Source organism: Arthrobacter sp. zg-Y820 (assembly GCF_030142155.1).
Lineage (GTDB): Bacteria > Actinomycetota > Actinomycetes > Actinomycetales > Micrococcaceae > Arthrobacter_B.
The window spans coordinates 2242192-2267944 of the sequence record NZ_CP126247.1; the positions used below are offsets into that span (position 1 = coordinate 2242192).

25 protein-coding genes are annotated in these 25753 nt (G+C 65.5%); 15 read left to right on the forward strand and 10 right to left on the reverse strand.

What is annotated here, in order from left to right:
• Positions 1-24 precede the first annotated feature (24 nt).
• Together QNO08_RS10125 and QNO08_RS10130 are read left to right on the forward strand one after the other, a co-directional pair.
• Positions 25-651: an SGNH/GDSL hydrolase family protein gene (locus QNO08_RS10125; protein ID WP_229965639.1), complete on the forward strand. Its 627-nt coding sequence runs from the start codon at positions 25-27 to the stop codon at positions 649-651.
• Between the two features lie 64 nt (positions 652-715).
• Entirely contained in the window at positions 716-1525 is an 810-nt protein-coding gene (locus tag QNO08_RS10130) for an SDR family oxidoreductase (protein ID WP_229965638.1), read from the forward strand.
• An 85-nt stretch (positions 1526-1610) separates the two neighbouring features.
• On the opposite strand, the gene QNO08_RS10135 is transcribed toward QNO08_RS10130, so the two are convergent.
• A complete protein-coding gene (locus QNO08_RS10135; RefSeq protein WP_229965637.1) occupies positions 1611-2930 on the reverse strand; it encodes an HNH endonuclease signature motif containing protein in 1320 nt (439 codons plus the stop codon).
• Positions 2930-3301, reverse strand: a complete 372-nt coding sequence (locus tag QNO08_RS10140; RefSeq protein WP_229965636.1) for a hypothetical protein — start codon at positions 3299-3301, stop codon at positions 2930-2932. Before QNO08_RS10140 ends, QNO08_RS10135 begins: the two co-directional genes overlap by 1 nt.
• A gap of 738 nt (positions 3302-4039) precedes the next feature.
• Between QNO08_RS10140 and QNO08_RS10145 the strand changes: the two genes are divergently transcribed.
• The gene (locus QNO08_RS10145) at positions 4040-4360 is read left to right on the forward strand and encodes an L-rhamnose mutarotase (protein WP_229965790.1); all 321 of its coding nucleotides are present in this window, start codon (positions 4040-4042) and stop codon (positions 4358-4360) included.
• Positions 4361-4680: 320 nt separating this feature from the next.
• On the opposite strand, the gene QNO08_RS10150 is transcribed toward QNO08_RS10145, so the two are convergent.
• Positions 4681-6165, reverse strand: a complete 1485-nt coding sequence (locus QNO08_RS10150; protein WP_229965635.1) for an MFS transporter — start codon at positions 6163-6165, stop codon at positions 4681-4683.
• Between the two features lie 56 nt (positions 6166-6221).
• Here QNO08_RS10150 and QNO08_RS10155 point away from each other — a divergent pair, with 56 nt between their 5' ends.
• Positions 6222-6806 (forward strand): TetR/AcrR family transcriptional regulator, encoded by a 585-nt coding sequence (locus tag QNO08_RS10155; RefSeq protein ID WP_229965634.1) that lies wholly within the window; start codon positions 6222-6224, stop codon positions 6804-6806.
• A 50-nt stretch (positions 6807-6856) separates the two neighbouring features.
• On the opposite strand, the gene zapE is transcribed toward QNO08_RS10155, so the two are convergent.
• On the reverse strand, positions 6857-7984 hold the full coding sequence (gene zapE / locus QNO08_RS10160; protein WP_349774912.1) for a cell division protein ZapE: 1128 nt from the start codon (positions 7982-7984) through the stop codon (positions 6857-6859).
• Positions 7985-8206: 222 nt separating this feature from the next.
• Between zapE and QNO08_RS10165 the strand changes: the two genes are divergently transcribed.
• Positions 8207-9040, forward strand: a complete 834-nt coding sequence (locus QNO08_RS10165; protein ID WP_229965632.1) for an SDR family NAD(P)-dependent oxidoreductase — start codon at positions 8207-8209, stop codon at positions 9038-9040.
• Here the strand turns inward: QNO08_RS10165 and QNO08_RS10170 are convergent.
• Genes QNO08_RS10170 through rhaI form a run of 3 tightly spaced genes read right to left on the reverse strand, consistent with a single transcriptional unit; the run spans position 8985 to position 13673 of the window.
• Positions 8985-10469, reverse strand: coding sequence for a rhamnulokinase (locus tag QNO08_RS10170; RefSeq protein WP_229965631.1), 1485 nt, complete (start codon positions 10467-10469; stop codon positions 8985-8987). The two genes, QNO08_RS10165 and QNO08_RS10170, sit on opposite strands and share 56 nt — an antisense overlap.
• The gene (locus QNO08_RS10175) at positions 10466-12502 is read right to left on the reverse strand and encodes a bifunctional aldolase/short-chain dehydrogenase (protein ID WP_229965630.1); all 2037 of its coding nucleotides are present in this window, start codon (positions 12500-12502) and stop codon (positions 10466-10468) included. The genes QNO08_RS10170 and QNO08_RS10175 overlap by 4 nt, the downstream gene beginning before the upstream one ends.
• A 4-nt stretch (positions 12503-12506) precedes the next feature.
• The gene (gene rhaI, locus QNO08_RS10180) at positions 12507-13673 is read right to left on the reverse strand and encodes an L-rhamnose isomerase (protein WP_229965629.1); all 1167 of its coding nucleotides are present in this window, start codon (positions 13671-13673) and stop codon (positions 12507-12509) included.
• Positions 13674-13890: 217 nt separating this feature from the next.
• On the opposite strand from rhaI, the gene QNO08_RS10185 reads away from it, so the two are divergent.
• The 3 genes from QNO08_RS10185 to QNO08_RS10195 all read left to right on the forward strand — a co-directional run bounded on the left by QNO08_RS10185 (position 13891) and on the right by QNO08_RS10195 (position 16397).
• Positions 13891-14901, forward strand: a complete 1011-nt coding sequence (locus QNO08_RS10185; protein WP_229965789.1) for a LacI family DNA-binding transcriptional regulator — start codon at positions 13891-13893, stop codon at positions 14899-14901.
• A 168-nt stretch (positions 14902-15069) separates the two neighbouring features.
• Complete coding sequence (locus QNO08_RS10190; RefSeq protein WP_229965628.1) at positions 15070-15420, forward strand: UBP-type zinc finger domain-containing protein; 351 nt, start codon at positions 15070-15072, stop codon at positions 15418-15420.
• Between the two features lie 164 nt (positions 15421-15584).
• Positions 15585-16397 (forward strand): SDR family oxidoreductase, encoded by an 813-nt coding sequence (locus QNO08_RS10195; RefSeq protein WP_229965627.1) that lies wholly within the window; start codon positions 15585-15587, stop codon positions 16395-16397.
• A 70-nt stretch (positions 16398-16467) separates the two neighbouring features.
• Here the strand turns inward: QNO08_RS10195 and QNO08_RS10200 are convergent, their stop codons facing one another.
• Positions 16468-17529 carry a lysylphosphatidylglycerol synthase transmembrane domain-containing protein gene (locus QNO08_RS10200; protein WP_284155586.1) on the reverse strand — a complete coding sequence of 354 codons (1062 nt, stop codon included), beginning with the start codon at positions 17527-17529 and terminating at the stop codon, positions 16468-16470.
• A gap of 286 nt (positions 17530-17815) precedes the next feature.
• On the opposite strand from QNO08_RS10200, the gene QNO08_RS10205 reads away from it, so the two are divergent.
• The 3 genes from QNO08_RS10205 to QNO08_RS10215 are packed head-to-tail and all read left to right on the forward strand — an operon-like array spanning position 17816 to position 19199.
• Entirely contained in the window at positions 17816-18421 is a 606-nt protein-coding gene (locus QNO08_RS10205; protein ID WP_229965625.1) for a TetR/AcrR family transcriptional regulator, read from the forward strand.
• On the forward strand, positions 18418-18879 hold the full coding sequence (locus QNO08_RS10210) for a DUF3054 domain-containing protein (protein WP_229965624.1): 462 nt from the start codon (positions 18418-18420) through the stop codon (positions 18877-18879). Before QNO08_RS10205 ends, QNO08_RS10210 begins: the two co-directional genes overlap by 4 nt.
• A gap of 38 nt (positions 18880-18917) precedes the next feature.
• Positions 18918-19199: an Lrp/AsnC family transcriptional regulator gene (locus QNO08_RS10215; RefSeq protein WP_229965623.1), complete on the forward strand. Its 282-nt coding sequence runs from the start codon at positions 18918-18920 to the stop codon at positions 19197-19199.
• 224 nt (positions 19200-19423) lie between these two features.
• Here QNO08_RS10215 and trpD read toward each other — a convergent pair whose 3' ends face one another.
• Positions 19424-20470, reverse strand: a complete 1047-nt coding sequence (trpD, locus tag QNO08_RS10220) for an anthranilate phosphoribosyltransferase (protein WP_229965622.1) — start codon at positions 20468-20470, stop codon at positions 19424-19426.
• Positions 20471-20629: 159 nt separating this feature from the next.
• Here trpD and ctaE point away from each other — a divergent pair, with 159 nt between their 5' ends.
• The 4 genes from ctaE to qcrB all read left to right on the forward strand — a co-directional run bounded on the left by ctaE (position 20630) and on the right by qcrB (position 24946).
• Complete coding sequence (gene ctaE, locus QNO08_RS10225) at positions 20630-21268, forward strand: aa3-type cytochrome oxidase subunit III (RefSeq protein ID WP_229965621.1); 639 nt, start codon at positions 20630-20632, stop codon at positions 21266-21268.
• Positions 21269-21348: 80 nt separating this feature from the next.
• Positions 21349-22140 carry a cytochrome bc1 complex diheme cytochrome c subunit gene (gene qcrC / locus QNO08_RS10230; protein ID WP_229965620.1) on the forward strand — a complete coding sequence of 264 codons (792 nt, stop codon included), beginning with the start codon at positions 21349-21351 and terminating at the stop codon, positions 22138-22140.
• 86 nt (positions 22141-22226) lie between these two features.
• Positions 22227-23258, forward strand: a complete 1032-nt coding sequence (gene qcrA / locus QNO08_RS10235) for a cytochrome bc1 complex Rieske iron-sulfur subunit (RefSeq protein ID WP_229965619.1) — start codon at positions 22227-22229, stop codon at positions 23256-23258.
• A 2-nt stretch (positions 23259-23260) separates the two neighbouring features.
• On the forward strand, positions 23261-24946 hold the full coding sequence (qcrB, locus tag QNO08_RS10240) for a cytochrome bc1 complex cytochrome b subunit (RefSeq protein WP_229965618.1): 1686 nt from the start codon (positions 23261-23263) through the stop codon (positions 24944-24946).
• 120 nt (positions 24947-25066) lie between these two features.
• On the opposite strand, the gene QNO08_RS10245 is transcribed toward qcrB, so the two are convergent.
• Positions 25067-25627 (reverse strand): hypothetical protein, encoded by a 561-nt coding sequence (locus QNO08_RS10245; protein ID WP_229965617.1) that lies wholly within the window; start codon positions 25625-25627, stop codon positions 25067-25069.
• Positions 25628-25753 lie beyond the last annotated feature (126 nt).

Consider the following 25753-nt stretch of genomic DNA (forward strand, 5'->3'; position numbering starts at 1 on the left):
CATCCACTACCTCTAGGAGAACCCATGGCAGACGCAGCACGGCTATTTGACGGGCACCGCATCGTGTTCGCAGGCGACAGCGTCACCGACTGCGACCGGCTGGCTGGTGTCGGCGGAGGACTGGGTGACGGCTATGTCCGCCTGCTGGCCGAGAGTGCCTCCCTGGCCGGAGCCGCCGTCGTCAACCGGGGTGTCGGAGGAGACCGCATCGAGGATCTCGCCCGGCGCTGGGATGCCGAGGTACTGGCTGAAACTCCGCAGGTGGTGTCGGTCATGATCGGCATTAACGACACCTGGCGCCGCTACGATGCCGGCCAGAAGACAGATGAGGCGACTTTCCTGGCCAGGTACCGGGCTTTGCTGGAGCGGCTGGCGCCTGACGCCGTCGTCGTCCTCATGGAGCCGTTCCTGCTGCCGGTGACTGCTGAGCAGCAGACCTGGCGGCAGGATCTGGATCCCAAGATCGCGGCCGTCCGGCGTCTGGCCAAGGAGTTCGGGGCCGTCCTCGTCCGGACGGACGAGGTCCTGAACTCGCTTGTTGCAGCGGGTGCCGCACCCGAATCCCTGGCCGACGACGGCGTCCATCCCACGGCACAGGGCCATGCGGCCATCGCTGAAGCATGGCTGGATGCGGTGTGCGTCAAACTCTAGAAACCGCCGGCTATGCAGGTCCGCCGTTTTCACTTTTCCGTTCCGTTCCAGCCCTGAGGATCTCATGAACATCGCGTTTCCGTTGGCCGGACGGACCGCCGTCATCACGGGCGTTAGCCGCCGGCAGGGCATCGGCTTTGCCGTCGCCTCCCGACTGGCACAGATGGGTGCAAACCTGTTCCTGGCACACTATTCCCCGCACGATGTTGAGCAGCCCTGGGGTGCCGACCCGATTGCCGACGTCGTCGGCGCCCTGCGGTCCCAGCTGACGGACGGTGCGCGGCTGGCTCACGAGAGCATCGATTTGGCGGAGGCCGACGGCGCCGGGCAGCTGATCGAAAAGGCTGTGTCCGAGCTGGGGCATCTGGACATTCTGATCTGCAACCATGCCCGCAGCGGCAGCGATGGACCGCTGGAGGAAATGACCGCGGAGAAGCTGGATGGCCATTGGCAGGTCAATGCCCGCTCAACGCTCCTGGCCACGCGCGCTTTCGCCGAGCAGCACGACGGACGGATCGGCGGCCGAGTCATCTGGATGACCTCCGGGCAGGTCAACGGCGGGGTGATGGAAAACGAAATTGCCTATGCCACGTCGAAGGCCGCCCTTGCCGGGATCACGCCGTCAGTGGCAGCGGATCTTGTCCGCCGCGGCATCATCCTGAATACCGTGAACCCGGGTCCGGTGAATACCGGCTATCTGGACATTGATACTGCCGACCGTCCGCCTGAAGTTCTACAAGAGGTGCTTTCCCGCTTTCCGGGCGGCCGATTCGGAGAGCCCGATGATCCTGCCCGCCTGATCGCCTGGCTCGTCAGCGACGAGGGCCGCTGGATGATCGGACAGGTGCTGAGCACCGATGGCGGGTTCCGCTGAGCCGGCTGGCTGACTGAGGCGGGCTGCCTGAGGCGGGCAGGAGATTCCACCGATCGCAACGGCGGCGGGGCGGCGAGACTTACAGCTAGAAGGGTGGCGGGTTGTCTCCGTAGTCATCCGGATCGTCTGGGATGGACGGAGCTTTGTCGTCCGGATTCACCGTACTGTTGATCTGCTCGTCCTGAGGCCGCAAGCTGTCGTCGCCTGTAGTTGTCGATGCCAGGGTGAGGTCCGGTTCGGTCCGGTACCTTCGGCCACCGGGTGAGGTCCACTCAATCACCCCGGGGCTGGGTTGCCGGGCTTTCCAGAACCCTTCGGTTTTGAACATGTGATGCCGCCGGCACAAATGCTCCAGATTGTCATGATCCGTCGGCCCGCCCTGCGCCCACGGTTTGGTGTGGTCGATCTCGGAAATCACCGCATTGGTCCGGCACCCCGGGAAGCGGCACGTTCCGTCCCGCACCCGCAGAACCCGCTTCAATCCGTCGGGGACCTTCCGTCGTTTTCCGACCCGCAGGATCTCTTCGGTGTCCGGGTCGCGTTCCACCGGTGTCCATTTCGCCGCTTCCCGAGCCATCCCCCGGGCCGTTACGGGACTGATCGGTCCGTATCCGTTCAGTTCCGCCGGCTGGTCATCGGCTCCGAAGAGGGTTTCGGCGTTGATCAGCACCAGAATCTCCGTCCGAGCCCGGGGACCATGGCCAATACGGCAGGACCCGGACCCCTTCCCGGATCCGGCCCCGGTATCGGTATCGGATCCGGTGTCAGAGCCGGAACCCTCACCTTGGCTGCTGGCCTTGTTGCCGGAGCCGGAACCCTTGCGACGGCCCTTGCCCCTCTTTGCTCCCGCGCCTGCGCCAGTGCCGCCGCTGTCTCCGCCCTTCCGGCCACGGCCGCCTTTGCTGCCTTTGCCACGGCCGCCACCACTGTTGCAGTCGTTCCCGCATTCATGGTCGTGGCCGCCGAGTAAGTCCGTGAGAATGTCCGTGCGCAACTGATCCACCGACCGGGGATCCCCGGCGGCCTGCTCACCCCGGGCCGCAACACTAAGCTGAGTAAAAATCGCTTGGGCTTTCTCGGCCGGCAGTAACGCAGAGAGCCAGGACATCCCGTCCGGCTCCGGACGCACCCACACCGTCCGCTGCTCAAACGCCGTCAACTGCCGCTGAACGATGGTTTCCGGATAGTACTGCTCCCGCAGCCGCTGCGCCTTCACCCGGAACTGGGTTCTGGTCTGGCCCGCAGCCATCCCCAGCAGCTCGGCTTCGAACCCGGGCAGCTCCGCCGGTACCACGCCCGCACACTGCTCCACCAAGGTCTCCGCGTGCCCGTAACTGATGTGCCCGGACTCCAACGCCTGCAGTGTGGCCGTGTTCCTGGTGCAGAGATCACCGGCCTGACTCATCAACGCCTTCCCGTACCGGTGGGCACTCCCAGAATGGTCGCGGCTTCCTCCGCGGCGAGACTGAACGCCATCTCCGCGTCCCGCAACCCGGTAACGGATAGGGTCTCGTCCTCGTAGACGGTCTGCAGCCGGGACAGGACCCGAGCCTGCTGCGCCTGCACCCACCGCGACAAATGATTGAGCCGGGCCAACACCGTCCCGGTTTGCTCCTCAGTCAACGACTCCACCCCCTGCAGGACCAGGGATCCGGTAAACCCATCACCCGGCTCACCTCCGGCCACCCCAGGCTCGGCGACAAAGACGAACCGGCTGCAAGCTGCAGCCTCATCGCCGGTGCCGGGAGTCCCGGTCGAAGATCCGTTCTGATCCATGACTAAAGCCTTTCACCCGGCACTGACATTTCCGTCTCGGAAAAGGCCCAAAACAACCCCAAACAGACCGATTTGGGGGCCCACAAATACCCGTCTTTTTCGACGGACTACCTAGCCAGCTTTTTCGACGGACTACCTAGCCAGCGGATCTGGTCCGCACCAGCCAGTCAACTGCCAGCGCCGCCTCGTGCATAAATTGCACAGGGGCGCACGTCTATCGATCTGGAAGCCGACCGTTCGTGGGCAGCGGTAGGGCGGGATAGGGCGAACGGCAGGTCCCGTGCCCGCGGGCAGAGTGCTCCGGCAGTCAAGCACCGTGGCGGCGTGGCCGAGAGGCGACTTCAGACGTCACGATGAAGCCGAAGTGCCACTCTCCTCAACGAAAGTGGAACCCGACCTGACGGCCGGGTTCCGAGACCACAAAGGCCTCCGGGCAAAGGTAGTTGTCGATGCCGAGGTATTCCTGCCAAAGGGACAGGCTCGAAGCATCGCAATGATCGATCCCGCTTCGATGTAGTTGGACATCGCCACCGAGAATGGTGGCCTTCCAACCTTTGGTTTCCTTGCTGCCTATACGCACGCCGTTGTGTCGCCTGATCTTTGCGGTCCCCCGGTATTTCCGACCCGGGCGAAGTCTTTGGAACGTTTCATAAAAACGATTCAATGTTAGACTCGACACGCATTACCACACCCCCGGCGGAAGCTAAAACAGCGTCCGTCATGATTTTGGAGGTTCCCATGCAGCGGGTTTGCTTTACACTTCAGGTCCGTCCCGAATGCATGGACGAGTACCGGAAGCGGCACTCCGAGGTCTGGCCCGAGATGCAACAGGCACTGCGGGAAACCGGCTGGCACAACTACAGCCTCTTCCTGAAGCCGGACGGCATGCTGATCGGCTACTTGGAAACCGAGGACTTTGCCGCCGCCCAAGCCGCCATGGACAAGCGCGAGATCAACGCAACTTGGCAGGCCTCCATGGGAGACCTGTTTGCACCCCTGGACGGCCGGCGTCCCGATGAGGCAATGGTCGCCATCCCCGAGGTTTTCCACCTCGACTAAGCGGCGGGCACGGCCGACGACGACGGAGGCTGGCCCGCGACGGGGGACGGCCCACGACGGGGGACGGCCGACGACGACGGGGGCTGGCCCACGCGCCTGGCTGGCCCACAACGACGATTGGCTGGCCCAGGCACCGGGCTGACCTCCCACAACGGCCGGCCGACCTCCGACGACGGGCACAGCCGACGACGCCAGCCGAGCCGCCCGGCGCGCCAACCCACCCCAACCCGCGACTTAACCAGCAGTGGACCGGCTCCCCCGCAAAAGCGGAAGCCGGTCCACGCCCGCGACCAAACGCCGGGACATGAGTTGTTGCAGGACTAGCCGACGTGCGGAACGGCCGGAACGTCCATGAGGTCCTTCTTGGACAGCCGGATCATGAAGTAGCTGATCGGAGCGGCCAGAAGGATGGCTGCACCGGCCCAGATGAAGGCCGACGAGTAGCCGCTGACCAGGGCTTCCAGCTGTGTGACGGGCAGGCGTTCGGCGCTGTTGCTGAGGTAGTCCGAAACAGCAGCGGTGTAGATCGCAGTGAAGAGCGCGGTACCAATGGAACCGCCGATCTGCTGAGTGGCGGAGACAGCGGCACTGGCAACGCCGGCGTCGTGCTCGTCAATGCCCGCCAGCGCAACGTTCTGCAGCGGAACAAAGATCATCGCGAGTCCGAAGCCCAGGAGAACCAGTCCCGGCAGGACCTCCAGGGCGTAGTTGCCTTCAACCGTAATGAAGGACAGCCAGAAGAGGCCGACGGCGCCGACCACCGGACCCAGCGTCATGGGCAGGCGAACGCCGGTGCGGGGCAGGAACTTGGACAGCACGCCGGCGCCGGCCGTGATGGCCAGCGTCATGGGCAGCGATGCCAGGCCGGACTTCAGCGGCGAGTAGCCCAGGACAATCTGGAAGTAGAAGACCAGGAACAGGATGCCGCCCAGCAGCGCGGCGCCGGTCAGGGTCGAGACCAGGAACGCTCCGCCGCGGACCCGGTTGGTGAGGACGCGCAGGGGCAGCAGCGGATTGGCCACCTTGGATTCCACGAACACAAAGAGGGCGAGGATGACGACGCCGGCGACGAGGAAACCGATGGTCTCCAGGCGGGCCCAGCCTTCTTCAGCCTGGGCGAATCCGTACACAAGCGAAGCCAGGCCGGCGACCACGAGAATGGCACCGGGCAGGTCGTAGCGCGTATTGCCGTGGGCCTTGCTCTCGCGGATCAGCGGCAGGCCGGCGGCAATGGCGACGACGGCGATCGGCACGTTCACGAGCAGGCACCAGTTCCAGGACGCGTACTGCGTCAGGACGCCGCCGAGCAGCAGGCCGATTGCGGCGCCACCGCCGCCGATCGCACCGTAGACGGCAAACGCCTTGATGCGGTCCTTGCCCGAGGGGAAGGTGATGGTGAGGATGGCCAGGGAGGCCGGAGCCAGAAGCGCAGCGAAGGCGCCCTGCAGGCCGCGGGCGGCCAGGAGGACTTCGGTGCTTTCAGCAAAGCCACCCAACGCGGAGGCGACGGCAAAGCCGAGCATGCCCACCATGAAGGTGCGCTTGCGGCCCCAGTAGTCGGCGATGCGGCCACCAAGCAGCAGAAGCGAACCGAAGGCCAGGGCGTAAATGGTGACCACCCAGGTGCGGTCACCGTCGGACATGCCAAGCTCGCGCTGGGCATCCGGCAGGGCGATGTTGACGATGGTCCCGTCCAGGACCACCATCAACTGGGCCAGCGCCAGGACGGCAAGAAGCATCCATCGGTGCGGATGGGCGGAGTGGTCAACGGCCGGAGGCAGTCCGGCGGTGGTCGTGCGGTCCATGTAGGGGAAATCCTCAATCAAACGAACTAGTTGGTTGGCTTAGCTAGACTACAGGTATGAGAACCGACGGCGAAGCTACCCGGGCCCGAATCCTTGCGGCAGCACGAACAGAGTTTGCCCGCTACGGATTGGCCGGTGCCCGCGTGGACCGGATTGCCGCTGAGGCCCGGGCGAGCAAGGAGCGCCTCTACGCCTATTTCGGTGACAAGCGCTCACTCTTCACCGCGGTGCTGGAGGTCAACATGCAGGAGACGACGGAACGGATTCCCCGTGACGCCCACGACCTGCCCGGCTTTGTCAGCGCCATGTTTGACCACGCGACGGAGAACCCCGACCACCTGCGCATGCTTGACTGGGCGCGATTGGAAAACGAACCCGGGCTGGCTCCCCAAACCCCCTGCGGCCGTCCCGGACCGACCACTGAGGACATCGTCAGTGCCCAGGAGCAGGGAATCATCGACCCGGGCTGGGATCCGGATGACCTGGTCGTCCTGCTCCTGTCGCTCGCGACAGCCTGGGCGCAGTCACCCCAGTCATTGTTCACCGGCGAGCCGGAGGAGGCTTCCGGCTCCCCGCGCCGGCGCGACGCAGCCGTTGCGGCTGCCTGCAGGATCCTGAAACCGAAACCGCACGCCGGATAAAAGGCAACCGGCCGAGCCCTTTCCTGAACGGAGCGCATCGGCCCCCGCGGTCAGGGCTTTTGCAGCAGCTGCAGGCGGCTCACCATCCGGAAGGCGTCCGGCCGCCTGTCCACGGTCAAGCGGAAGTCGTCGATCGACAGCGGCGAGGTGATGGTCATCCGGACATCGGCATCGCAGAGGACATCAACAACGTTGATCAGCCGCTGTTGAGCCTGCGCATCGGTGTCGGCAAAGGATGGAAGATCCAGAACCACCCAGGAGTCGAACTCCCGAGACCATTTCAGGTACTCGATCGTTGAGGTTGGGGTCCCGCACAGCTGGTCGAAGGTGATCCACAGTTCGTTGCCGCGCCGGGCAGCAACCGGAAACTGCCTGCTGCCGACCGTAAGTTCCGAAGCTTCCGAAGCTTGCGGCAATTGAAGACCGGCGGCGCCCGGCCGGGGGTCCTGTCGGAGGTCCGACTTCAGGCTAATCCAGTGTCCGGACCGGAATCCTGAAACGGATTTCCGTGGCCGTTCCCGGTAGTCTTCCGTTCCCTCGAGCCTCAGGACTTCCATGTTGGCCAGAATCAGGTCAATGCCCGGTTCGAACATGTGATGCCATTGCGGATCCGGCAGCAGCGACCGGGGTGCGTAATTGGAACTGGCCAGCAGGACGATGCCGGCGTCGAAAAGCGCACGCAGGAGTTTCGTCAGCAGGGTGGCGTCGGCCGGGTCATGCACATGGAACTCATCGAAGTACAGGAGCTTCAGTCCGGCGGTGAGCTCCCGGACGGCACGCTCGACGGCGTTCGGCTCTCCCCTGAGCTCATGGATCCGGCGGTGAAGCTGGTCCAGGAATCCATGGAAGTGGACACGGAGTTTCGCCTCGGTGGGAAGGGCCCGGAAATAGGCGTTCAGCAACCAGGACTTGCCGCGGCCTGCCTCGCCCCAGACGTAGAGGCCCTGGACATCCAGGCGCGCGGCACTATCGCCCCGTGTCTTGGAACGTCTTATTCGGGGTGCAAACAGCTCGACGCCGAGGGCCAGGAGCCGGTCCCGGACCACCGTCTGTGCACTGTCCAACGTGAATCCCGCCAATGCGGCAGATTCATCGATAGCTGCTTCAAGCCGGTCCCTCACGTCTGTTCTCCGCGCCACCCCTTGATTATGCCGCCTTGGGGACCGGCCGATTTCCACGGCGGCCAAGGCCCGCGGCGCTGAAACGCCGGCCATTGGCCCCGGCAGGCGGAAATTCTCCGCCCAGCATCCGGAGCATCCCTTTCGTTGGCCAATCGCGCACGCGGGGCAATACTGGAAGCCGGGGTTCCTCCCGCTTCCCCGTCCCCCATCCCCGTCCCCCACCCCCGTCCCCCATCTCCGGTCCCCCATCCCCGTCCCGCACCGCCCGAAAGGCCCTCCGTGTCAGAGCGAACCATTGTCATCACCGGCGCCAGTGACGGCATCGGTGCCGCCGCGGCCCGAAGCCTGCGCAGCCTCGGCAACCGCGTCGTCGTCGTCGGCCGGTCGCCGGAAAAAACCGCAGCGGTGGCCCGAGAGCTGGACAGCGATTACCTGCTGGCGGATTTTGCCCGGCTCGACGACGTCCGCGCCCTCGCTGAAACCCTGCTCGAGCGGTATCCGCGGATCGACGTCCTGGCGAACAACGCCGGAGGCATCATGGGCAAGCGCGAAGAGACAGTCGACGGCCATGAGAAGACGCTGCAGGTGAACCACCTCGCACCGTTCCTGCTCACCAACCTGCTGCTGGACCGCCTGACGAAATCCGGCGCCAGCGTCATCAACACCTCGAGCGTGGCCAACAGCCTCTTCGCGCACTTCGACGTCGACGATCTGGAAGCCCGCCGCAAGTACAGCCCGAACCGCGCCTACGGCAATGCCAAGCTGGCGAACATCCTCTTCACCCGAGAGCTGGACGCCAGATACCGCGGGCAGGGCATTTCAGCTGCGGCCTTCCATCCGGGCGGCGTGGCGTCGTCCTTCGCCGCAGGATCCACCAGCACCATGCGCGTGATGTACCGGACCGCGCTGAACCGGTTCCTGATCTCGCCGGACCAGGGCGCCCAGACACTGGTGTGGCTGGCCACCTCGGTGCCCGGAGAGGACTGGCAGTCCGGCAAGTACTACTACAAGCGCAAGATCTCCACTGCCAACAAGGACGCGTACGACGCCGCGCTCGCTACCCGGCTCTGGAACCAAAGCGCCGCAATGGTCGGGCTGCAGGCCGATAGGTAACCGTCGGCGAACTCTCCGCGACGAGCCGGCGCAGATCGGCCAGGGAGCCTGACACGGCTCCGGCGGCCCGCGCCTGCACCAGCACGTTGCCCAGCGCTGTTGCTTCCACCGGACCGGCAATCACCGGCAGCCCGGTGGCGTCGGCCGTCAGCTGGCACAGCAGCGAGTTCTGCGAGCCGCCCCCGACAATGTGCACGACGTCGATGTCCTGGCCGGACAGTTCGGCCGCCCGGGAGAGGGTGCGGGCGTAGGCGGCCGCCAGGGAATCCAGGATGCAGCGGGTCACCGCCGCCGGATCCTCCGGCAGCACCCCGCCGGAGGCCGTCACCGCGGCGCGGATCCGGCCGGGCATCTGCCCTGGCGCAATGAACTCGTCGGCGTCCACGTCAATCAGCGGCCCGCCGGGCGGCAGCTGGGCGGCAGCGGCCAGCAGGTCAGGCAGCTCCGGATCGACGCCGGCTTCGGCCCAGGTGCGCATTGATTCGCTCAGCAGCCACAGGCCGCCGACGTTGCGCAGATAGCGGATGGTGGCATCAACACCGCGTTCATTGGTGAAGTTGGCGCTGCGGCTGGCTTCAGTGAGGACCGGCTGCGCCAGTTCGATCCCGGCCAGTGACCAGGTTCCCGAGGAGATGTACGCGAATCCGGGCTGCAGCGCGGGCACCGCCGCCACTGCCGAGGCAGTGTCGTGCGAACCCACCGCCACCACGGGAGTGCCGGCGGGCAGGCCGGTGCGCTCGGCCACCGCCGGCAGCAGGACGCCCACCGTCTGCCCCGGCGCAATCAGCTCCGGAAATAGGTTTGCCGGCAGTCCCAGGGCGGAGAGGAACTCCGGGGCCCACTCCCCCGCCACGGCATCAAAGAGGCCGGTGGTGGAGGCATTGGTTTCCTCAGTGCGTCTTTTCCCGGTGAGCCAGAAGGCCAGCAGGTCAGGAATCAGGAGCGCCTGCCGCCCGGCCAGCTCGGACTCGCAGGCCAGCTGGTAGAGCGTGTTAAAGGGAAGATGCTGCAGGCCGGTCGTCGCGTACAGGGCCGCTTCCGCCAGCTTTTCGTGCACCAGCGGCACGACGGCGGCGGTCCGGCCGTCGCGGTAGCTGTGCGGCAGGGTCGCCATGGCGCCGTCGGCGTCGATCAGTCCGTAGTCCACCGCCCAGGTGTCGATTCCGATGCTGACGATCCGCTCGCCGCCCTCCGCCGTCCGTGCGGCGGCCAGGGAGAGTCCGGTGAGGACCTCGTCAAAAATTCCACGCAGGTCCCAGCGCAGCGCCCCGTCGATTTCCCGGACACCGTTGGGAAACCGGTGCACGGTCTCCAGGGCGGGACCGCCGGGCCCCATCCGGCCGAGGATGACCCGGCCGGATGAGGCACCAATGTCGACGGCGGCAAACACGCCGGCCGCAGTCCGCGTGTCCGGCGTGTTCGCGTTCATCGCAGGAAGGCCGCCGCCACGCCGGCGTCAACCGGAATGTGCAGGCCGGTGGTGTGCGAGAGGTCCTCGCCGGTCAGCACCGCCACCGCGTTGGCGACGTTTTCCGGAAGCACCTCGCGCTTGAGCAGGGTGCGCTGGGCGTAGAACTTGCCCAGCTCTTCCTCGGGCACGCCGTAGACCGCAGCACGCTTGGCGCCCCAGCCGCCGGCGAAGATGCCGGAGCCGCGGACCACGCCGTCGGGGTTGATGCCGTTGACCTTGATGCCGTGCTCCCCCAGCTCGGCGGCCAGCAGGCGCACCTGGTGTGCCTGGTCGGCCTTGGTGGCGGAGTAGGCGATGTTGTTGGGCCCGGCGAAGACCGAGTTCTTGGAGGAGATGTAGATGATGTCCCCGCCCATGTCCTGGTCGATCAGCACCTTGGCCGCAGCCTTGGAGACAAAGAAGGAACCCTTGGCCATGACGTTGTGCTGCAGGTCCCAGTCTTTCTCGCTGGTTTCCAGCAGCGGCTTGGAGATGGACAGGCCGGCGTTGTTGACCACCAGGTCCAGGCCGCCGAAGGCGAGGACGGTGGCGTCGATGGCCGCCTGCACCTGCGCTTCATCGGTCACGTCCGCCTGCACGCCGACGGCGACGTCGGAGCCGCCCAGTTCGGCGGCCACCGCTTCGGCGTTCTCCAGGTTCAGGTCCGCGATGACCACGCAGGCGCCCTCGGCAGCCAGACGCGTGGCGATGGCCTTGCCGATGCCCGAGGCAGCACCCGTCACCAGGGCGATGCGCGTGGCGTGGGACTTCGGCTTCGGCAAACGCGCCAGCTTGGCTTCCTCCAGCGCCCAGTACTCGATCCGGAACTTTTCGGATTCCTCGATCGGAGCGTAAGTGGAAATGGCTTCGGCGCCGCGCATGACGTTGATGGCATTGGTGTAGAACTCGCCGGCCACGCGAGCGGTCTGCTTGTTGGCACCGTAGGTGAACATGCCCACGCCGGGAACGAGGACGACGGCGGGGTCGGCGCCGCGCATCGCCGGCGAGTCTTCGCTGCGGTGGCGGTCATAGTACGCCCGGTAGTCGGCGCGGTACTGCTCGTGCAGCTCCTTCAGCCGGGCAATGCTGTCCTCGATGGAGGCGTTGGCCGGCAGGTCCAGGATCAGCGGCTTGACCTTGGTGCGCAGGAAGTGGTCCGGGCAGGAGGTGCCCAGGGCACCCAGGCGCGGGTGTTCGGCACGTGCCAGGAAGTCCAGGACGACGGCGTCGTCGGTGAAGTGCCCCACCTGCGGCTTGTCGGTGGAGGCCAGGCCGCGGATGACCGGAGCCAGGGCGGCTGCCTTGGCGCGGCGTTCGGCTTCGCTCAGCGGCGAGTAGCCCGGCAGCACGGCGCCGAAGGGGTCCTCCCGGCCATTTCCGGCGATGAAGGCTTCAGCGGTTTCGATGATCCACAGCGAGTTGGCCTCGGCTTCCTCGGACGTGACGCCCCAGGCAGTGATGCCGTGGCCGCCGAGGATGGTGCCGATCGCCTGCGGGTTGGCTTCCTTGATGGCCGCAATGTCCAGGCCGAGCTGGAAGCCCGGACGGCGCCAGGGCACCCAGACCACCTTGGAGCCGAAGATCTTCTGCGTCAGCGCTTCGCCGTCGGCTGCTGTGGCGATGGCGATCCCGGAGTCCGGATGCAGGTGGTCAACGTGCGCGGCGTCGACCAGGCCGTGCATGGCGGTGTCGATGGAGGGGGCGGCGCCGCCCTTGCCGTGGAGGCAGTAGTCGAAGGCCGCCACCATTTCGTCCTCGCGGTCCAGGCCCGGGTAGGTGCTGACCATGGCGCGCATGCGGTCCAGCCGCAGGACGGCCAGCCCGGACTCCTTCAGGGTGCCCAGGTCTCCGCCGGAGCCCTTGACCCAGAGCAGTTCGACGTCCTCCCCGGTGACCGGGTCGGTGGCGGTGCCCTTGGCGGAGGTGTTTCCGCCGGCGTAGTTGGTGTTGCGCTTGTCGGCGCCGAGACGGTTCGAACGGGCGATCAGCGCGCTGACGGTTTCGTTGGTCATGTTCTTAGGCTCCCCATCCGGCCTGCTGGCCGCCCTGGCGTTCGGTGTTGATCTTGTCCTGGTAGCCGCTGGCCGCGTAGGCGGCCATCGGATCCGCAGGCAGTCCGCGGGACTCGCGCCACTGCGCCAGGCCCGGACGGACATCGGTGTAGAAAGCGTCCATGAAGACGGCATTGGCGCCGAGCACGTCACCGGCGGTCTGTGCCGCATCCAGTGCGTCGGAATCGACCAGCAGGGCCCGGGCCATCATTTCCTGCACATTGAGCACGGAACGGATCTGGCCGGGGATCTTCTCTTCGAGGTTGTGGCACTGGTCCAGCATCAGGGAGACGCCGCTGTCCGGGCCGAAGCCGCCGCCGCGGACCACTTCGAAGAGGATCCGGAAGAGCTGGAACGGGTCGGCCGAGCCGACAATCAGGTCATCGTCAGCGTAGAAGCGGGAGTTGAAGTCGAACGAGCCGAGCTTGCCCAGTCGCAGCAGCTGGGCCACGATGAATTCAATGTTGGTGCCCGGCGCGTGGTGGCCGGTGTCGAGGCAGACCAGGGCCTTCTCGCCCAGGGCCAGGGTGTGCGCGTAGGACGTGCCCCAGTCGGGAACGTCGGTGTGGTAGAAAGCCGGCTCGAAGAACTTGTACTCGAGGACCAAACGCTGGTCGTCGCCGAGGCGGTCGTAGACCTTCCGCAGTGATTCCCCCAGCCAGTCCTGCCGCGAGCGCATGTTGCCCTGCCCGGGGTAGTTGGTGCCGTCCGCGAGCCAGATCTTCAGGTCCCGTGAGCCGGTCTGGTGCATGACGTCGATGCAGTCATACATGTGGTCAATGGCCTTCTGCCGCACTGCGGGGTTGCTGTGCGTGAGGCTGCCGAACTTGTACTCGTCGTCCTGGAACGTGTTGGAGTTCACCGTTCCCAGGGCGATGTTGTGTTCCTTGGCGTAGGCGCCCAGCTCCGCGTAGTCGTCAACCTTGTCCCAGGGAATGTGCAGGGCGACGGCGGGGGCCAACCCGGTCAGTTCGTTGACCTTGGCTGCATCGGCGATCTTCTCCCGGATGGTGCGCGGCGTGCCGGGGGTCGCGAAAACCTTGAAACGGGTGCCGGAATTTCCGTAGGCCCATGAGGGAACCTCGATTCCCAGGCCCTCCAGGGCGGGAAGGATGTCGGTCAGTGACGTCATTGGCTGTACTCCAAGCTGGGCGGGAAGGTGGAAAGCGATTCCTGCGGACGCCGTCACGCCCTGGCCGCTGCTGAACCGAAAGATGCGGAACAGCGGCGGACGCTGGGAGCTGAACGAACGGCGCGGCCCGCGAGGCTTTGAATCGTTTCATTAATACGATTCAAACATAGGGTTTCCGCGATAGGCTGTCAAGACAGAGGCGGCACGAAATCAGGGGATCACTATGGCAGCGAGCATAAAAGAGGTGGCGGCGCGTGCCGGCGTGGCCGTGGGAACCGTATCGAACGTCCTGAACCATCCGGACCGGGTGTCTGCGCCCACCCTCGAACGGGTGATGGACGCCGTCAACGCACTGGGTTTTGTCCGCAACGACGCGGCCCGCCAGCTGCGGGCCGGCCAGAGCCGCACCATCGGCCTGATCGTGCTTGACTCCTCCAACCCGTTTTTTGCCGCCGTCGCCCGTGCGGCCGAAAACGAGGCCACCCGCCACGGCGCAGACATCATCCTCGGCAACAGCGGCAATGATCCGGCGCGCGAAGCACGCTACGTCACCCTGTTCGAGGAGCAGCGGGTCCAGGGTGTGCTGATCTCGCCCGCCGGAGACATCAGCAGCCGCCTCGGCTCCCTGCGGGACCGCGGCGTTGCTGCCGTCCTGGTGGACCGTGAAGGCGATCCGTCGGTCCACAGTTCCGTCTCGGTGGACGACACCGCCGGAGGAACCATGGCCGCGGAGCACCTGCTCGAGACCGGACGACGGCGACTGGCCTTCGTGGGCGGCTCCCCCGGCATCCGGCAGGTCGCCGACCGATTGGCCGGCGCCCGCAGCGCCGTCATCAAGGTTCCGGGAGCCACCCTTGAGGTACTGGAGGCCGCTGACATGACAGTCCTCGCCGGACGGGCCGTCGGCCAGGAGCTGGTGGAGCGGGGCAGGGATCAACTGCCGGAGGCCATCTTCTGCGCCAACGACCTCCTGGCGGTGGGCGTGCTGCAGTCCCTGCTGCTGATCAACGGGCTGCGCGTGCCGCAGGACGTGGCACTCATCGGCTACGACGACATCGATTTCGCCCAGTCCACCGTGGTTCCCCTCTCCTCGATCCGCCAGCCGGCCGAGGAGATCGGGCGGACCGCCGTCGCACTCCTGCAGGAACAGCTGGGGGACTCTCCGGCTCCGCCCCGCCAGGTGCGTTTTACGCCCGAACTCGTGGCCAGGCAGAGCACCCGGACCTAGCCCGGCACCTTCCCGGTGCTGCCACCTCACCGCTGCTTCTTAACGGCTCTTCCATAACCGCTGCTTCTTGACCGCTGCTTCTTAACCGCCCGCCGGGTGTTACCGGCGCTTCCCGCTGGCTACCGTGGAAGGACCGGTGCGATCCGGGCGAGCAGAGAGGCGAAGTCCATGCACGACTCATCAGGCATCAACGTTTCCGTTCCGCCTTCGGGGCCGGGCTGCGTGGAGTGCACGGCGGAGGGAAGCTGGTGGTTCCATTTGCGCCGCTGCGCCGAGTGCGGTCACATCGGCTGCTGCGACTCATCCCCGAACCGGCATGCCACGGCGCACGAAGCCTCGACCGGCCATCCGGTAATCCGGAGCTTTGAGCCGGGCGAAGACTGGTTCTGGGACTACCGGACCAGTTCGGCCTTCGAAGGCCCGGTCCTGGCGCCGCCGGAATCCCATCCGCCGAGCCAGAGCGTCCCCGGTCCCGCGGGCCTGGTTCCGCCGGACTGGGTCTCCAAGCTGGCCCGGTGACGCACGTCCCGGGATTCCAAGATCCCGACAACCAGACCCGAAACCCCAGACCCCAGACCCCCAGGCCCCGGACCCCAAACCCACAGAGCCCGGACGCGCCGACGCGCCGTCATGCAGCTCACAAAGATCCGCACACTCCCATGTTTACAGCGTAAGCTGGAGCTATGACTCGTACATATATCGTTACTGGATCAGGATCGGGAATCGGCGCCGCTACTGCCGAGCTGCTGCGCGAACGCGGTTACACAGTGGTTGGCGTTGACCTGCGCGGCGCTGAGGTCGAAGCGGACCTGAGCACTCCGGAGGGCCGGCGCGCAGCCGCCGACAAGGCACTCGAGCTGGCCGACGGCCGCGTCGATGCCGTGATCGCCTGCGCAGGCATCTCCGCGCCCGCGCCCATCACCGTCGCAGTGAACTTCTTCGGCGTCACGGAATTCCTCGAGCTGCTGGCACCGGTGCTGGCCAAGAGCGACGCTCCGCGCGCCGCCGTGGTCAGCTCCATGGCTTCCCTGCAGCAGAACTCCCCCGAGCTGGTGGAGGCCCTGCTGGCCGGGGATGAAGCCCGCGCCCTGGAAATCGGCGCCGCACTGGCCGAGCAGGGTCCGCGCGTCGGATACCTCAACTACCCGTCCTCCAAGCGCGCCCTCAGCCGCTGGGTGCGCCGCGCCGCCGTGACCGAGCAGTGGGCAGGCGCCGGCATCCCGCTGAACGCCGTCGCTCCCGGCACCGTCCTCTCCGCCATGACCAAGGACCTGCTGTCCACACCGGAAGGCCGCCAGATGGTGGACTCCTCGGTGCCCATGCCGCTGAACGGCCACTCCGAGCCCGTTGTCATTGCCCGGCTGCTGGCCTGGCTGACGAGCGAGGAAAACACGCACACCACCGGCCAGACCATCTACACCGACGGCGGCGCCGACGCCACCCTGCGCGGCGACGACATCTGGGGCGGGGCCGGCCAGAGCATCTCGGCCGGCTAAGCAGCACCTCCGGCCAAGCAGCATCTCGGCCGGCTAAGCAGCACCTCCGCCGGCCAACCAGCACTGCCGGCTAACCAGCACGACGGCGGCTCCGGAACCGAGGTTCCCGGGCCGCCGTTCGCGTTTCCGGATGCCGGACTTCCTGCCGCATAATCCCCAGCCGCAGCGAAAAATAGGCCAAGCCCCCCACCGGAATCGGCAACCAGAACTGCACCACCCGCCAGGACAGCACGCCCAGCACCGCCACATGGTCCGGTACCCCAAATCCCACGAGCATCGGCACCAGCACCCCCTCGACCAGGCCGAGGCCACCCGGCGTCAGCGGCACGAGGGCCACCAATTTAGCCAGCGAATACGCCAGGAGCAGCTCGCCCGGCTGCAGGACATGCCCGAACGCGGCCAGAAAGACCCAGAGGGCAGCGGCATCCAGAACGTACCGCAACGCCGCCAGCAGCGCTGCCGCAGCCGGCCGCCGGGGATTCCCGCGGAACATATGCACTTCCGCTGCAATCGTCCGGACAAACTGCTCGGCTGACTCCGGATGGATCAGCCGGACGGTGCGCGCAATTCCCCGTGCTGCCCGAACGGCACCCTCCAAGTGCCGTTCAAGCAGCGCCAGGGCCACCAAGGCGAGTGCGAGCAGAACCAGCACGACCGCTCCGGCCGTGGCAAGCGACCGGCCGCCGGCGCTGCCGTCCCGGCCGAAAAGCAGGCCGGCCGCAAACAGCCCGGCCAGCACCAAGTTGCTTCCGAGCACTTGTATCGTGGCGGCGCTGAGCGCGTTGTCCGCTTGCACACCGCAGCGCGTCAGCAGGCGGAACCTGACCGCTGCCGCCGTCGCGCCCCCGCCGGGAACAGTATGGTTCACTGCCAAGTCACACAAGTCGATCCGGAACAGGGTGAAAAACCCTGGACTGTCGTCCCCAAGCAGCACCGCCCGCGTCAACAGGCTGTAGCTGGCCAGAGACGCCGCCTCAAGCAGCAGTGCAAACAGCACAAGAACCGGCGGAAGCCGCCGCAGTGCCGCGACGACGTTGTCCGACCCCACCAGCTGCGGCAGGACAACGTACTCAACCACCAGCACCACGGCCAGGATCGCCGCCATCCAGCGAAGCAGGCGGCTGCTTCGCACGCGGCGCCAATCCGCACTCAGGTGGTGCCGGGTCATCAATCAAGGACAGCAGACGCCCGGGGTTCAGGCTAGAGCAAGGAAGGCTGATCAGCGGGGCAGCGCTGAAGCAGATGCCAAGCCGAAGCAGATGCAAAGTTGCACCCCGCCGGCGCGGGGAACCGCGGAGCGGGGCGTTGCTACAGTTATGGTGACGCACGATCACGACGGCCTGCGCCATTGCCACCGGGTAGTGGAGATGGTCGACGGACGGCTCATCAACCCGTAACCGCAGCAAACAGGAGGGCTTGTGCCCCGCATCACCGCCCCCACGGTCGCAGCACACCGCGCGGCCCAGCAACGGGCGCTTCTGGATGCGGCACGCACCCTGCTCGCCCAGACGGGCGAGGCCCCCAGCATGGCCGACGTGGCCGCGCTGGCCGGCCTCGCCCGCCCAAGCGCCTATCAGTATTACAAGTCACGCCAGGACCTGCTCCACGCCCTGGTCCTGGACGTCTTTCCGCGGTGGGCTCAGCGGGTCGAGGAGGCCATGCGTGCCGAGCCCGAACCGGCCGACCGGATCCTTGCCTACGTGCTGACGAACATCGCCCTGGTGGCCGAGGGCGAGCACGCCGTGGGAAACGCCCTCACGGCCGTCGCGCCCAGTGAGGAACTCAACACGCAGAGTGCCATGATGCACTCAAAGCTGCTGGATCCCTTGGTCAGCACACTCCAGGAGCTGGGCTCCCCGGATCCGGCCGCCACTGCCGAACTCATCAACGGGATTGTCCATACCGCGACCAAGCTGCTCGATGGCGACAGGACGCAGGAGGCCGTCACGGCACGCGTCACCGAACTATTGGAACCCTACGTACGGGAGCACCGCCGCAGCGCTCCCGGAGAGCAGCAGCCGTGAACAACACTTTCCGCAGCACCCCTGGCCGCGCCGGACGCAGCCTTTACCTGCTCCTGGCCCTCGATGTCGTCCTCATCGTCCTGTTTGCCGCCCTCGGCCGGGACACGCATGAGCACGGGTTGGACCCGGCCGGCATCCTCGTCACCGCCTCCCCCTTCCTGGCCGCCTGCCTGGCCGGCTGGGCACTCCTGGGGCGGCGGCACTCCCCTGCTGCCCTCTGGCCTTCCGGGGTGGCCCTGTGGCTGCTCACCGTAGTTGCCGGACTGGGAATCCGCGCCCTGGCCGGCGGCGGCGTTGCCCCGAGCTTCGCAGTGGTGACCCTGTGCGTCCTCGGTGCTTTCCTGCTGCTCCCCCGCGCTGCGGCGGCCCTGGTGCTCCGCGGCCGATCCCCGGGTGCCGGCAGCAGCGCCACCAGCGCTTCGGGCGGCGCTTCAGATAGGCTCGAAGGCAGGGCATAACGCCTCCGCCACACGGCAGCACCACGAAAGGGCTTCCCATGATCACCGCTTTTGTACTCATCCAGACCGACTCAGCGCGCATCCCCGAATGTGCCGAAGAGATCTCTGAGATCGAAGGCATCAGCGAGGTCTACTCGGTGACCGGCGAGTGGGACCTCATTGCGATCGCCCGGGTGCGCCGCCATGAAGATTTGGCCGATGCCATTGCCAACCGGCTGTCGAAGGTGGAGGGCGTGATCGGAACCACCACGCAGATCGCGTTCCGCGCCTATTCCCAGCACGACCTCGACGCCGCGTTTTCCCTGGGGTTCGACAGCTGAAACCAGCGGATTCCGCGGGCTGAAACCGGCAGTTTTCGACCCGTAAATATTCCAATATCCGCACCGTGCCGGACACATTTGGATAACGTTTTTTGGATCCGGCCGTGCTGGGCCAGGTTGGCGTCGCCAGGTGAAAATTCCTGCTGTGGAAGACAAAAATGAGGCCGTCCCGGGTGCGGGAAACGGCCTCATTTTTCGTTCTTTTTGCCTGCTCCGGGGCCTGATCAGCTCGTTATTTCGACCCAGCGCCCCAGCGCGGCCTGCGCATGGCCGCCGTCGATGGCAGCCTCGGCACGCCGGATTCCAGAGGCCAGGCGTTTTGTCAGGCTGCCGGCGGCGTCGGTGTCCAGGGCCACAAGGGCAGCCGCCGCGTTGAGGACAACTGCATCGCGCACCGGCCCCTTGTCGCCGGCCAGGACACTGCGAACCACTGCGGCGTTGACGGTGGCGTCTCCGCCCCTCAGATCGTCCAGCGTCGCCCGGGGTATCCCGAGGTCCAGAGGGTCCACCTTTGACGTCTCCACGGCCCCGTCACGGACCTCCCAGACGGTGGACACGCCGGTGGTGGTCATCTCGTCGAGTCCGTCTTCCCCGCGGAACACCAATGCGCGCACGCCGCGCGAGGCCAGGACACCGGCGATCAGCGGGGCCAGCCGGGCATCAGCCACGCCGATGGCCGAAGCGGCCGGTCGCGCGGGGTTGGTCAGCGGCCCCATGAAGTTGAACGCAGTGGGGACTCCCATTTCCCGGCGCGGCACGGCGGCGTAGCGCATGGACGGATGGAACACCTGGGCAAAGCAGAAGGTGATGCCCGCGGTGAGCGCCGCTTCGGCGACGCGGTCCACGCTCAGGTCCAGCCGCACGCCCAGCGCCTCGATGACATCCGCGGACCCCGACGACGACGACGACGCCCGGTTGCCGTGTTTGACGACCTTGGCACCGGCCCCCGCGCAGACGAGGGCAGCCATGGTGGAAATGTTGACGGTGTTGTGGCGGTCTCCTCCGGTGCCGACGATGTCCAATGTCTCACCGGGTATCTCGATCGGCCGGGCATTTTCCAGCATGGCCTCCACCAGGCCGGTCAGCTCCTCCACGGTTTCCCCCTTGGCCCGCAAGGCCACCAGGAAGCCCGCCACCTGGGCGTCCGAGGCTTCCCCCGCCATGATCGCGTTCATTGCCCAGCGGGTCTGGTCCGCGGGCAGGTCCTGCCGCGAAATCAGGGCGTTGAGCAGCAGCGGCCAGGTGTGTTCGGAGCTCGGATTCGTAGTCACATCCCCAAGGTTATCTACGAATCGTAGAAAATACTGATTTGTTTCTGGGGAGCCACTTCCGCGCCGTTACTGGGATCGGCGGGGTTTCGGCACTATTTAGACTCGCCGTACGTCTTTATCTGTTGGAGAACTGGGCAGTTTTACGTCCATAATGTCTATGTGACAACAGCGACCCATGCCCCCAGTACCCCGGCTCACCCCACGCTGAACCGCCCCAACATGGTTTCCGTAGGAACCGTAGTGTGGCTGGCCAGCGAACTGATGTTTTTCGCCGCCCTTTTTGCCATGTACTTCACGCTTCGCTCGACCTCGAGCGATCTGTGGGCCATGGAGACGGAGAAGCTCAACGTTCCGTTTGCGTTTGCCAACACGGTGATCCTCGTTCTTAGTTCCGTTACCTGCCAGTTCGGCGTCTTCGCCGCAGAACGCCTCCAGCCGCGCCGCACCGGAGGACTGTTCCAAGTCTCCCGTTGGGGCATGGTCGAGTGGTTCCTCCTCACCTTCGTCATGGGCGCGGTGTTCGTGTCCGTCCAGGCCTACGAGTACGCAATGCTCGTGACTGAAGGAGTCTCGCTTTCCTCGAACTCCTACGGTTCGGCGTTCTACCTGACGACCGGCTTCCATGGCCTTCACGTCACCGGTGGTCTGATCGCGTTCCTGTTCATCATTGGACGCGCCTACGCAGCAAAGCGATTCGGCCACTTCGAAGCCACCTCTGCGATCGTGACGTCTTACTACTGGCACTTCGTGGACGTAGTCTGGATTGCCCTGTTCGTCATCATCTACTTCCTCAAGTAACAACTGCTTGAGCCGGCAACCCTTAAGAAATCCACAGTGGCACCAGCACACCAAAGACCACACAAGTTAGGAACCACCAAGTGAAGGCACTATCGCAAAGGCGACGTCATCCCCTAGCAGCAGTTGCGCTGCTGCTGCTGGGACTCCTCGTTACGGGTGGGCTCTACGCAGCCGTAAGCGGCGCCAACGAGGCCCAGGCTGCAAGCACCGCCTACACGGCTGATGACGAAAACCAGGGCGAGAAGCTCTTCATCGCCAACTGCGCCACCTGCCACGGCATGGAGGCATCGGGCTCCGAAAACGGACCGTCCCTCGTAGGTGTCGGCGCCGCGTCCGTCGACTTCCAGGTCGGCACCGGCCGCATGCCGATGGCCATGCACGGTCCTCAGGCCCAGCAGAAGCCCGTTCAGTTCACCGAGGAACAGACGAGCCAGCTTGCTGCCTACGTCGCCAGCCTCGGGGCCGGCCCCACTGTTCCGGACGCCGAGTACACGGACGCCGCAGCCGGCGATGCAGCCGAAGGCGGCGAGCTCTTCCGCGTCAACTGCGCCATGTGCCACAACGCTGCCGGCGCCGGCGGCGCCCTGACCGAGGGCAAGTTTGCCCCGTCCCTGGACGGCGTCTCCGAGAAGCACATCTACGAGGCCATGGTCACGGGCCCGCAGAACATGCCCGTCTTCAACGACGCCAACATTTCCCCTGAGGACAAGCAGAGCATCATCGCTTTCCTCAAGAACATCGAAGCCAACGGCTCCCCGGGCGGCGCCGAACTCGGCGCCCTGGGCCCCGTCTCGGAAGGCCTGTTCATCTGGACGGCCGGGCTTGGCCTCGTCATTGCTTTCACCATTTGGTTGACCGCCCGGTCTTCCTAGACATCACCCGCGCTCACCTCTCGGGGTGACATCACAGTTACACATAGGTCTATAAATGCAGTTTCAAGAGAAGGATGAGGGGGATCATGGGCGACCATAGTCACGGCAGTCCGAACACCTCGGGCACCGTCGCTACGGCTGGCCAGGGCGACGAAGAGAAGTTCCGGAATCCGGGACTTCCTCCGCACCGCCCTCGCCTGGCTGATACGAATCCCCGCGCTGAAAAGCGTGCCGAGCGGCAGGTGGCGGCACTGTTCGTCATATCCATCATCGGTACGCTCGTGTTTTTTGTCGGCTACTTCGGCATCAAGCTTGAAGGCGGCCACACCATTGCGGACCTCAGGGTGCAGAACCTGCTCCTGGGGCTGGGAACTGCCTTCGCGATGCTGGGCATCGGCGTCGGCATTGTCCACTGGGCCAAGACGCTCATGCCGGACCACGAAGTCATCGAGGAACGGCATGAAATCCGTCCCGAGGAAGACCGGGCAGTCGCCGAAAAGATGCTGGGCGACATCGTCGAAGAGACGGGCATCAAGCGCCGCCCGCTGATCCGCAACACCCTGCTGGGTGCCATGGTTCTTGCACCCCTTCCGGCGATCGCCGTGTTCCGCGACCTTGGTCCGCTTCCCGGCAACACCCTGCGCCACACCATGTGGGCCGACGGCGTGCACCTGACCCGCGATCCCAGCGGAACCCGGATCAAGGCATCGGATGTGACGCTGGGCTCTGCCTTCCACGTCATTCCCGAGGGCCTGAACGAGTCCGAGCACAAGCTGGAGGAGAAGGCCAAGGCCGTCGTCCTGCTGATGCGCCTGGATCCGAGCTCACTCAACCCCTCCCCCGGACGCGAAGACTGGAACGTCGACGGCATCGTCGCCTACTCCAAGATCTGCACCCACGTGGGTTGCCCGGTTGCGCTGTACGAACAGCACACCCACCACCTGCTCTGCCCGTGCCACCAGTCCACCTTTGACCTGACGCAGGAATGCAAGGTCATCTTCGGACCGGCTGTCCACCCGCTTCCGCAGCTGCCCATCGCCGTTGACAGCGATGGCTACCTGATCGCGACCAGCGATTTCCATGAACCTGTTGGACCGAGCTACTGGGAGCGTGGCTAACCATGAGTGTTCCCTCTGCTACTCCCTACGAGCCCAAGACCCGTCTGGGCCGCGTCACCAACTTCGTCGATTCCCGCGTCGGCGGCTCTGCCATGGTCAAGGAATTCGGCCGCAAGGTCTTTCCCGACCACTGGACGTTCATGTTCGGCGAAGTTGCCCTGTACTGCTTCGTCATCCTGCTGCTGTCGGGAACCTTCCTGACGTTCTTCTTCGACCCGTCGATGGCAGAAACGCATTACAACGGCAGCTACGTCCCGCTCAAGGGCGTGGAAATGTCAGTGGCCTACGAGTCCTCGCTGAATATCTCCTTTGATATCCGCGGCGGTCTCTTCATGCGCCAGGTGCACCACTGGTCAGCGCTGCTGTTTGTCGCTGCAGTTGCCGTGCACATGCTTCGCGTCTTCTTCACCGGTGCGTTCCGCAAGCCCCGCGAGCTGAACTGGGTGGTGGGCGGCGTGCTGCTCATCCTCTCCCTGGCAGCCGGTTTCACCGGTTACTCGCTTCCCGATGACCTGCTCTCCGGCAACGGCCTGCGGATCATCGACGGCGTCATGAAGGCCATTCCGGTGGTTGGCACGTACCTCAGCTTCTTCCTGTTCGGCGGAGAATTCCCGGGCACCGACATCATCGGCCGCCTGTACATGCTGCACATCCTGCTGGTGCCCGCCCTCATCCTGCTGATGATCGCCGTTCACCTCTTCATGGTGGTTGTGCACAAGCACACGCAGTTCCGCGGCCCCGGCCGCACGAACAACAACGTTGTCGGTTACCCGGTTGGACCGGTTTATGCGGCAAAGGCCGGTGGATTCTTCTTCATCGTCTTCGGCATCATTGCCATCATTGCCGGTTTGTTCACGATCAACCCGATCTGGAACTACGGCCCGTACGACCCCTCCCCCGTGTCCGCCGGTACCCAGCCTGACTGGTACATCGGCTGGGTTGACGGCGCCCTGCGCCTGATGCCGGGCTGGATCGGCAACATCCCGATGGAATGGAATATTCCGTTCCCGTGGGGCACCAACACGCTCTCCCTGAACGTGCTGTTCCCGGCGCTGGTTCCGGCCGGAATCGTCTTCACCCTGCTGTTCGCCTGGCCCTGGATTGAAGCCTGGCTGACCAAGGACACGAAGGTCCACAACCTGCTGGACCGCCCGCGGAACGCCCCGTTCCGCACCGGCGTCGGCGTTGCCGGCGTTATCTTCTACTGCACCATGTGGGCCGCTGCCAGCTCCGACCTCATCGCCACGCACTTCATGGTCTCGCTGAACGATGTCACGTACTGGCTGCGCTTCCTGGTCATCTTCGGCCCGCTGATCGGCTTCGCCGTCGCCCGCCGGATCTGCCTTGCGCTGCAGCGCAAGGACCGCGAGATCGTGCTCCACGGCGTGGAAAGCGGACGCATTGTCCGTCTCCCGCACGGTGAGTACATCGAGGTTCATGAGCCCGTTGACGAGTTCAAGCGCTACAAGCTGGTGGACTTCACCTCCCCCGAGGTGACTCCGGCCCAGCCGGACGCCCGCGGCAAGGTCTCCGGCAAGGAGAAACTGCGCGGCAGGCTTTCACGGTTCTTCTTCGAGGATCGGGTTGCCCCGGTTACTCCGCGGGAACTTGAAGCAGCGCATCACCACGAGTCCCCCGCTGAAGTTGAAGCGGATACGGAAGACCAGGCTTCGATCACGAACCGGTAGTCCTCCGCTCGGGACAGTTTGACGGATAAACCAAAGGGAGCCGGTCAGCATTTGCTGACCGGCTCCCTTTGGTTTATCCACCACAGTGATGTGCGGCATCGGCTTGTGGCTTACGGCGTCCTAGTCCAGGACGAACGGCTTCTTGGCCGGAAGCGGATGCCGCCGCTTCCAGTTGCCCGGCTCCGCGTACGGCGCCGACCCGATGCCCAGCTTCGTGAAGTCCAGATTGGCCTCGCGCAGGACAACGAGCATGCCCTTCACGGCCTTGGGAACGTCGGGCACCAGGCAGAAGATGTTCAGCTTGCCGGGTGCGAATTCGCTCTCCTCGACGGTCCCCAGGCCGCGCCAGGAGAAGTAAGAGGTGAGGGCGGTGCGTGCCTTGTACTCCAGGTAGCGGTCACGCTCCGTGCCCTCGGCAGACTTCAGGGCGTACTGGGCCACCACCCAGTACTGCTCCTCCGGCGGCAGCTCCGCATATCCCAGCTCGGCTGACTTGGCGGCGAAAGCAGCGAACTTTTTCTCCGCCGCGGCTTCATCGATTGAGGCAACCGCGCTGCTGGTTCCCATGTAGCCCACGGGGCCCTGGCTGATCATGAATTCCTGCGACTCGGCCTCATACATCGCCTCGCGGAAGTGCAGGACCCCCTTGTCGTCCCGGTGGTACATCACGGTGATGCTCATTTTTCGGTAGCCTCCCTGGCTGATGGTGCTGTGGGTGGTGTCTATCCACGCTGTTGGTCTTGTGAGTGCTGTCTTGTGGGTGCCTGCTGGACAGCGCTGAGCTGAACAGTGCCGCACGAGCCTCTT

Excerpts from the sequence above, each read along its gene's own strand:
- QNO08_RS10155 (WP_229965634.1), top strand. The coding sequence starts at position 6,222 with ATGAGAACCGACGGCGAAGCTACCCGGGCCCGAATCCTTGCGGCAGCA.
- QNO08_RS10190 (WP_229965628.1), top strand. The coding sequence starts at position 15,070 with ATGCACGACTCATCAGGCATCAACGTTTCCGTTCCGCCTTCGGGGCCG.
- QNO08_RS10195 (WP_229965627.1), top strand. The coding sequence starts at position 15,585 with ATGACTCGTACATATATCGTTACTGGATCAGGATCGGGAATCGGCGCC.
- qcrB (WP_229965618.1), top strand. The coding sequence starts at position 23,261 with ATGAGTGTTCCCTCTGCTACTCCCTACGAGCCCAAGACCCGTCTGGGC.
- qcrA (WP_229965619.1), top strand. The coding sequence starts at position 22,227 with ATGGGCGACCATAGTCACGGCAGTCCGAACACCTCGGGCACCGTCGCT.
- rhaI (WP_229965629.1), bottom strand. The coding sequence starts at position 13,673 with ATGACGTCACTGACCGACATCCTTCCCGCCCTGGAGGGCCTGGGAATC.
- QNO08_RS10215 (WP_229965623.1), top strand. The coding sequence starts at position 18,918 with ATGATCACCGCTTTTGTACTCATCCAGACCGACTCAGCGCGCATCCCC.
- QNO08_RS10170 (WP_229965631.1), bottom strand. The coding sequence starts at position 10,469 with ATGAACGCGAACACGCCGGACACGCGGACTGCGGCCGGCGTGTTTGCC.
- QNO08_RS10145 (WP_229965790.1), top strand. The coding sequence starts at position 4,040 with ATGCAGCGGGTTTGCTTTACACTTCAGGTCCGTCCCGAATGCATGGAC.
- QNO08_RS10135 (WP_229965637.1), bottom strand. The coding sequence starts at position 2,930 with ATGAGTCAGGCCGGTGATCTCTGCACCAGGAACACGGCCACACTGCAG.
- QNO08_RS10245 (WP_229965617.1), bottom strand. The coding sequence starts at position 25,627 with ATGAGCATCACCGTGATGTACCACCGGGACGACAAGGGGGTCCTGCAC.
- QNO08_RS10175 (WP_229965630.1), bottom strand. The coding sequence starts at position 12,502 with ATGACCAACGAAACCGTCAGCGCGCTGATCGCCCGTTCGAACCGTCTC.
- QNO08_RS10150 (WP_229965635.1), bottom strand. The coding sequence starts at position 6,165 with ATGGACCGCACGACCACCGCCGGACTGCCTCCGGCCGTTGACCACTCC.
- QNO08_RS10140 (WP_229965636.1), bottom strand. The coding sequence starts at position 3,301 with ATGGATCAGAACGGATCTTCGACCGGGACTCCCGGCACCGGCGATGAG.
- QNO08_RS10130 (WP_229965638.1), top strand. The coding sequence starts at position 716 with ATGAACATCGCGTTTCCGTTGGCCGGACGGACCGCCGTCATCACGGGC.
- QNO08_RS10125 (WP_229965639.1), top strand. The coding sequence starts at position 25 with ATGGCAGACGCAGCACGGCTATTTGACGGGCACCGCATCGTGTTCGCA.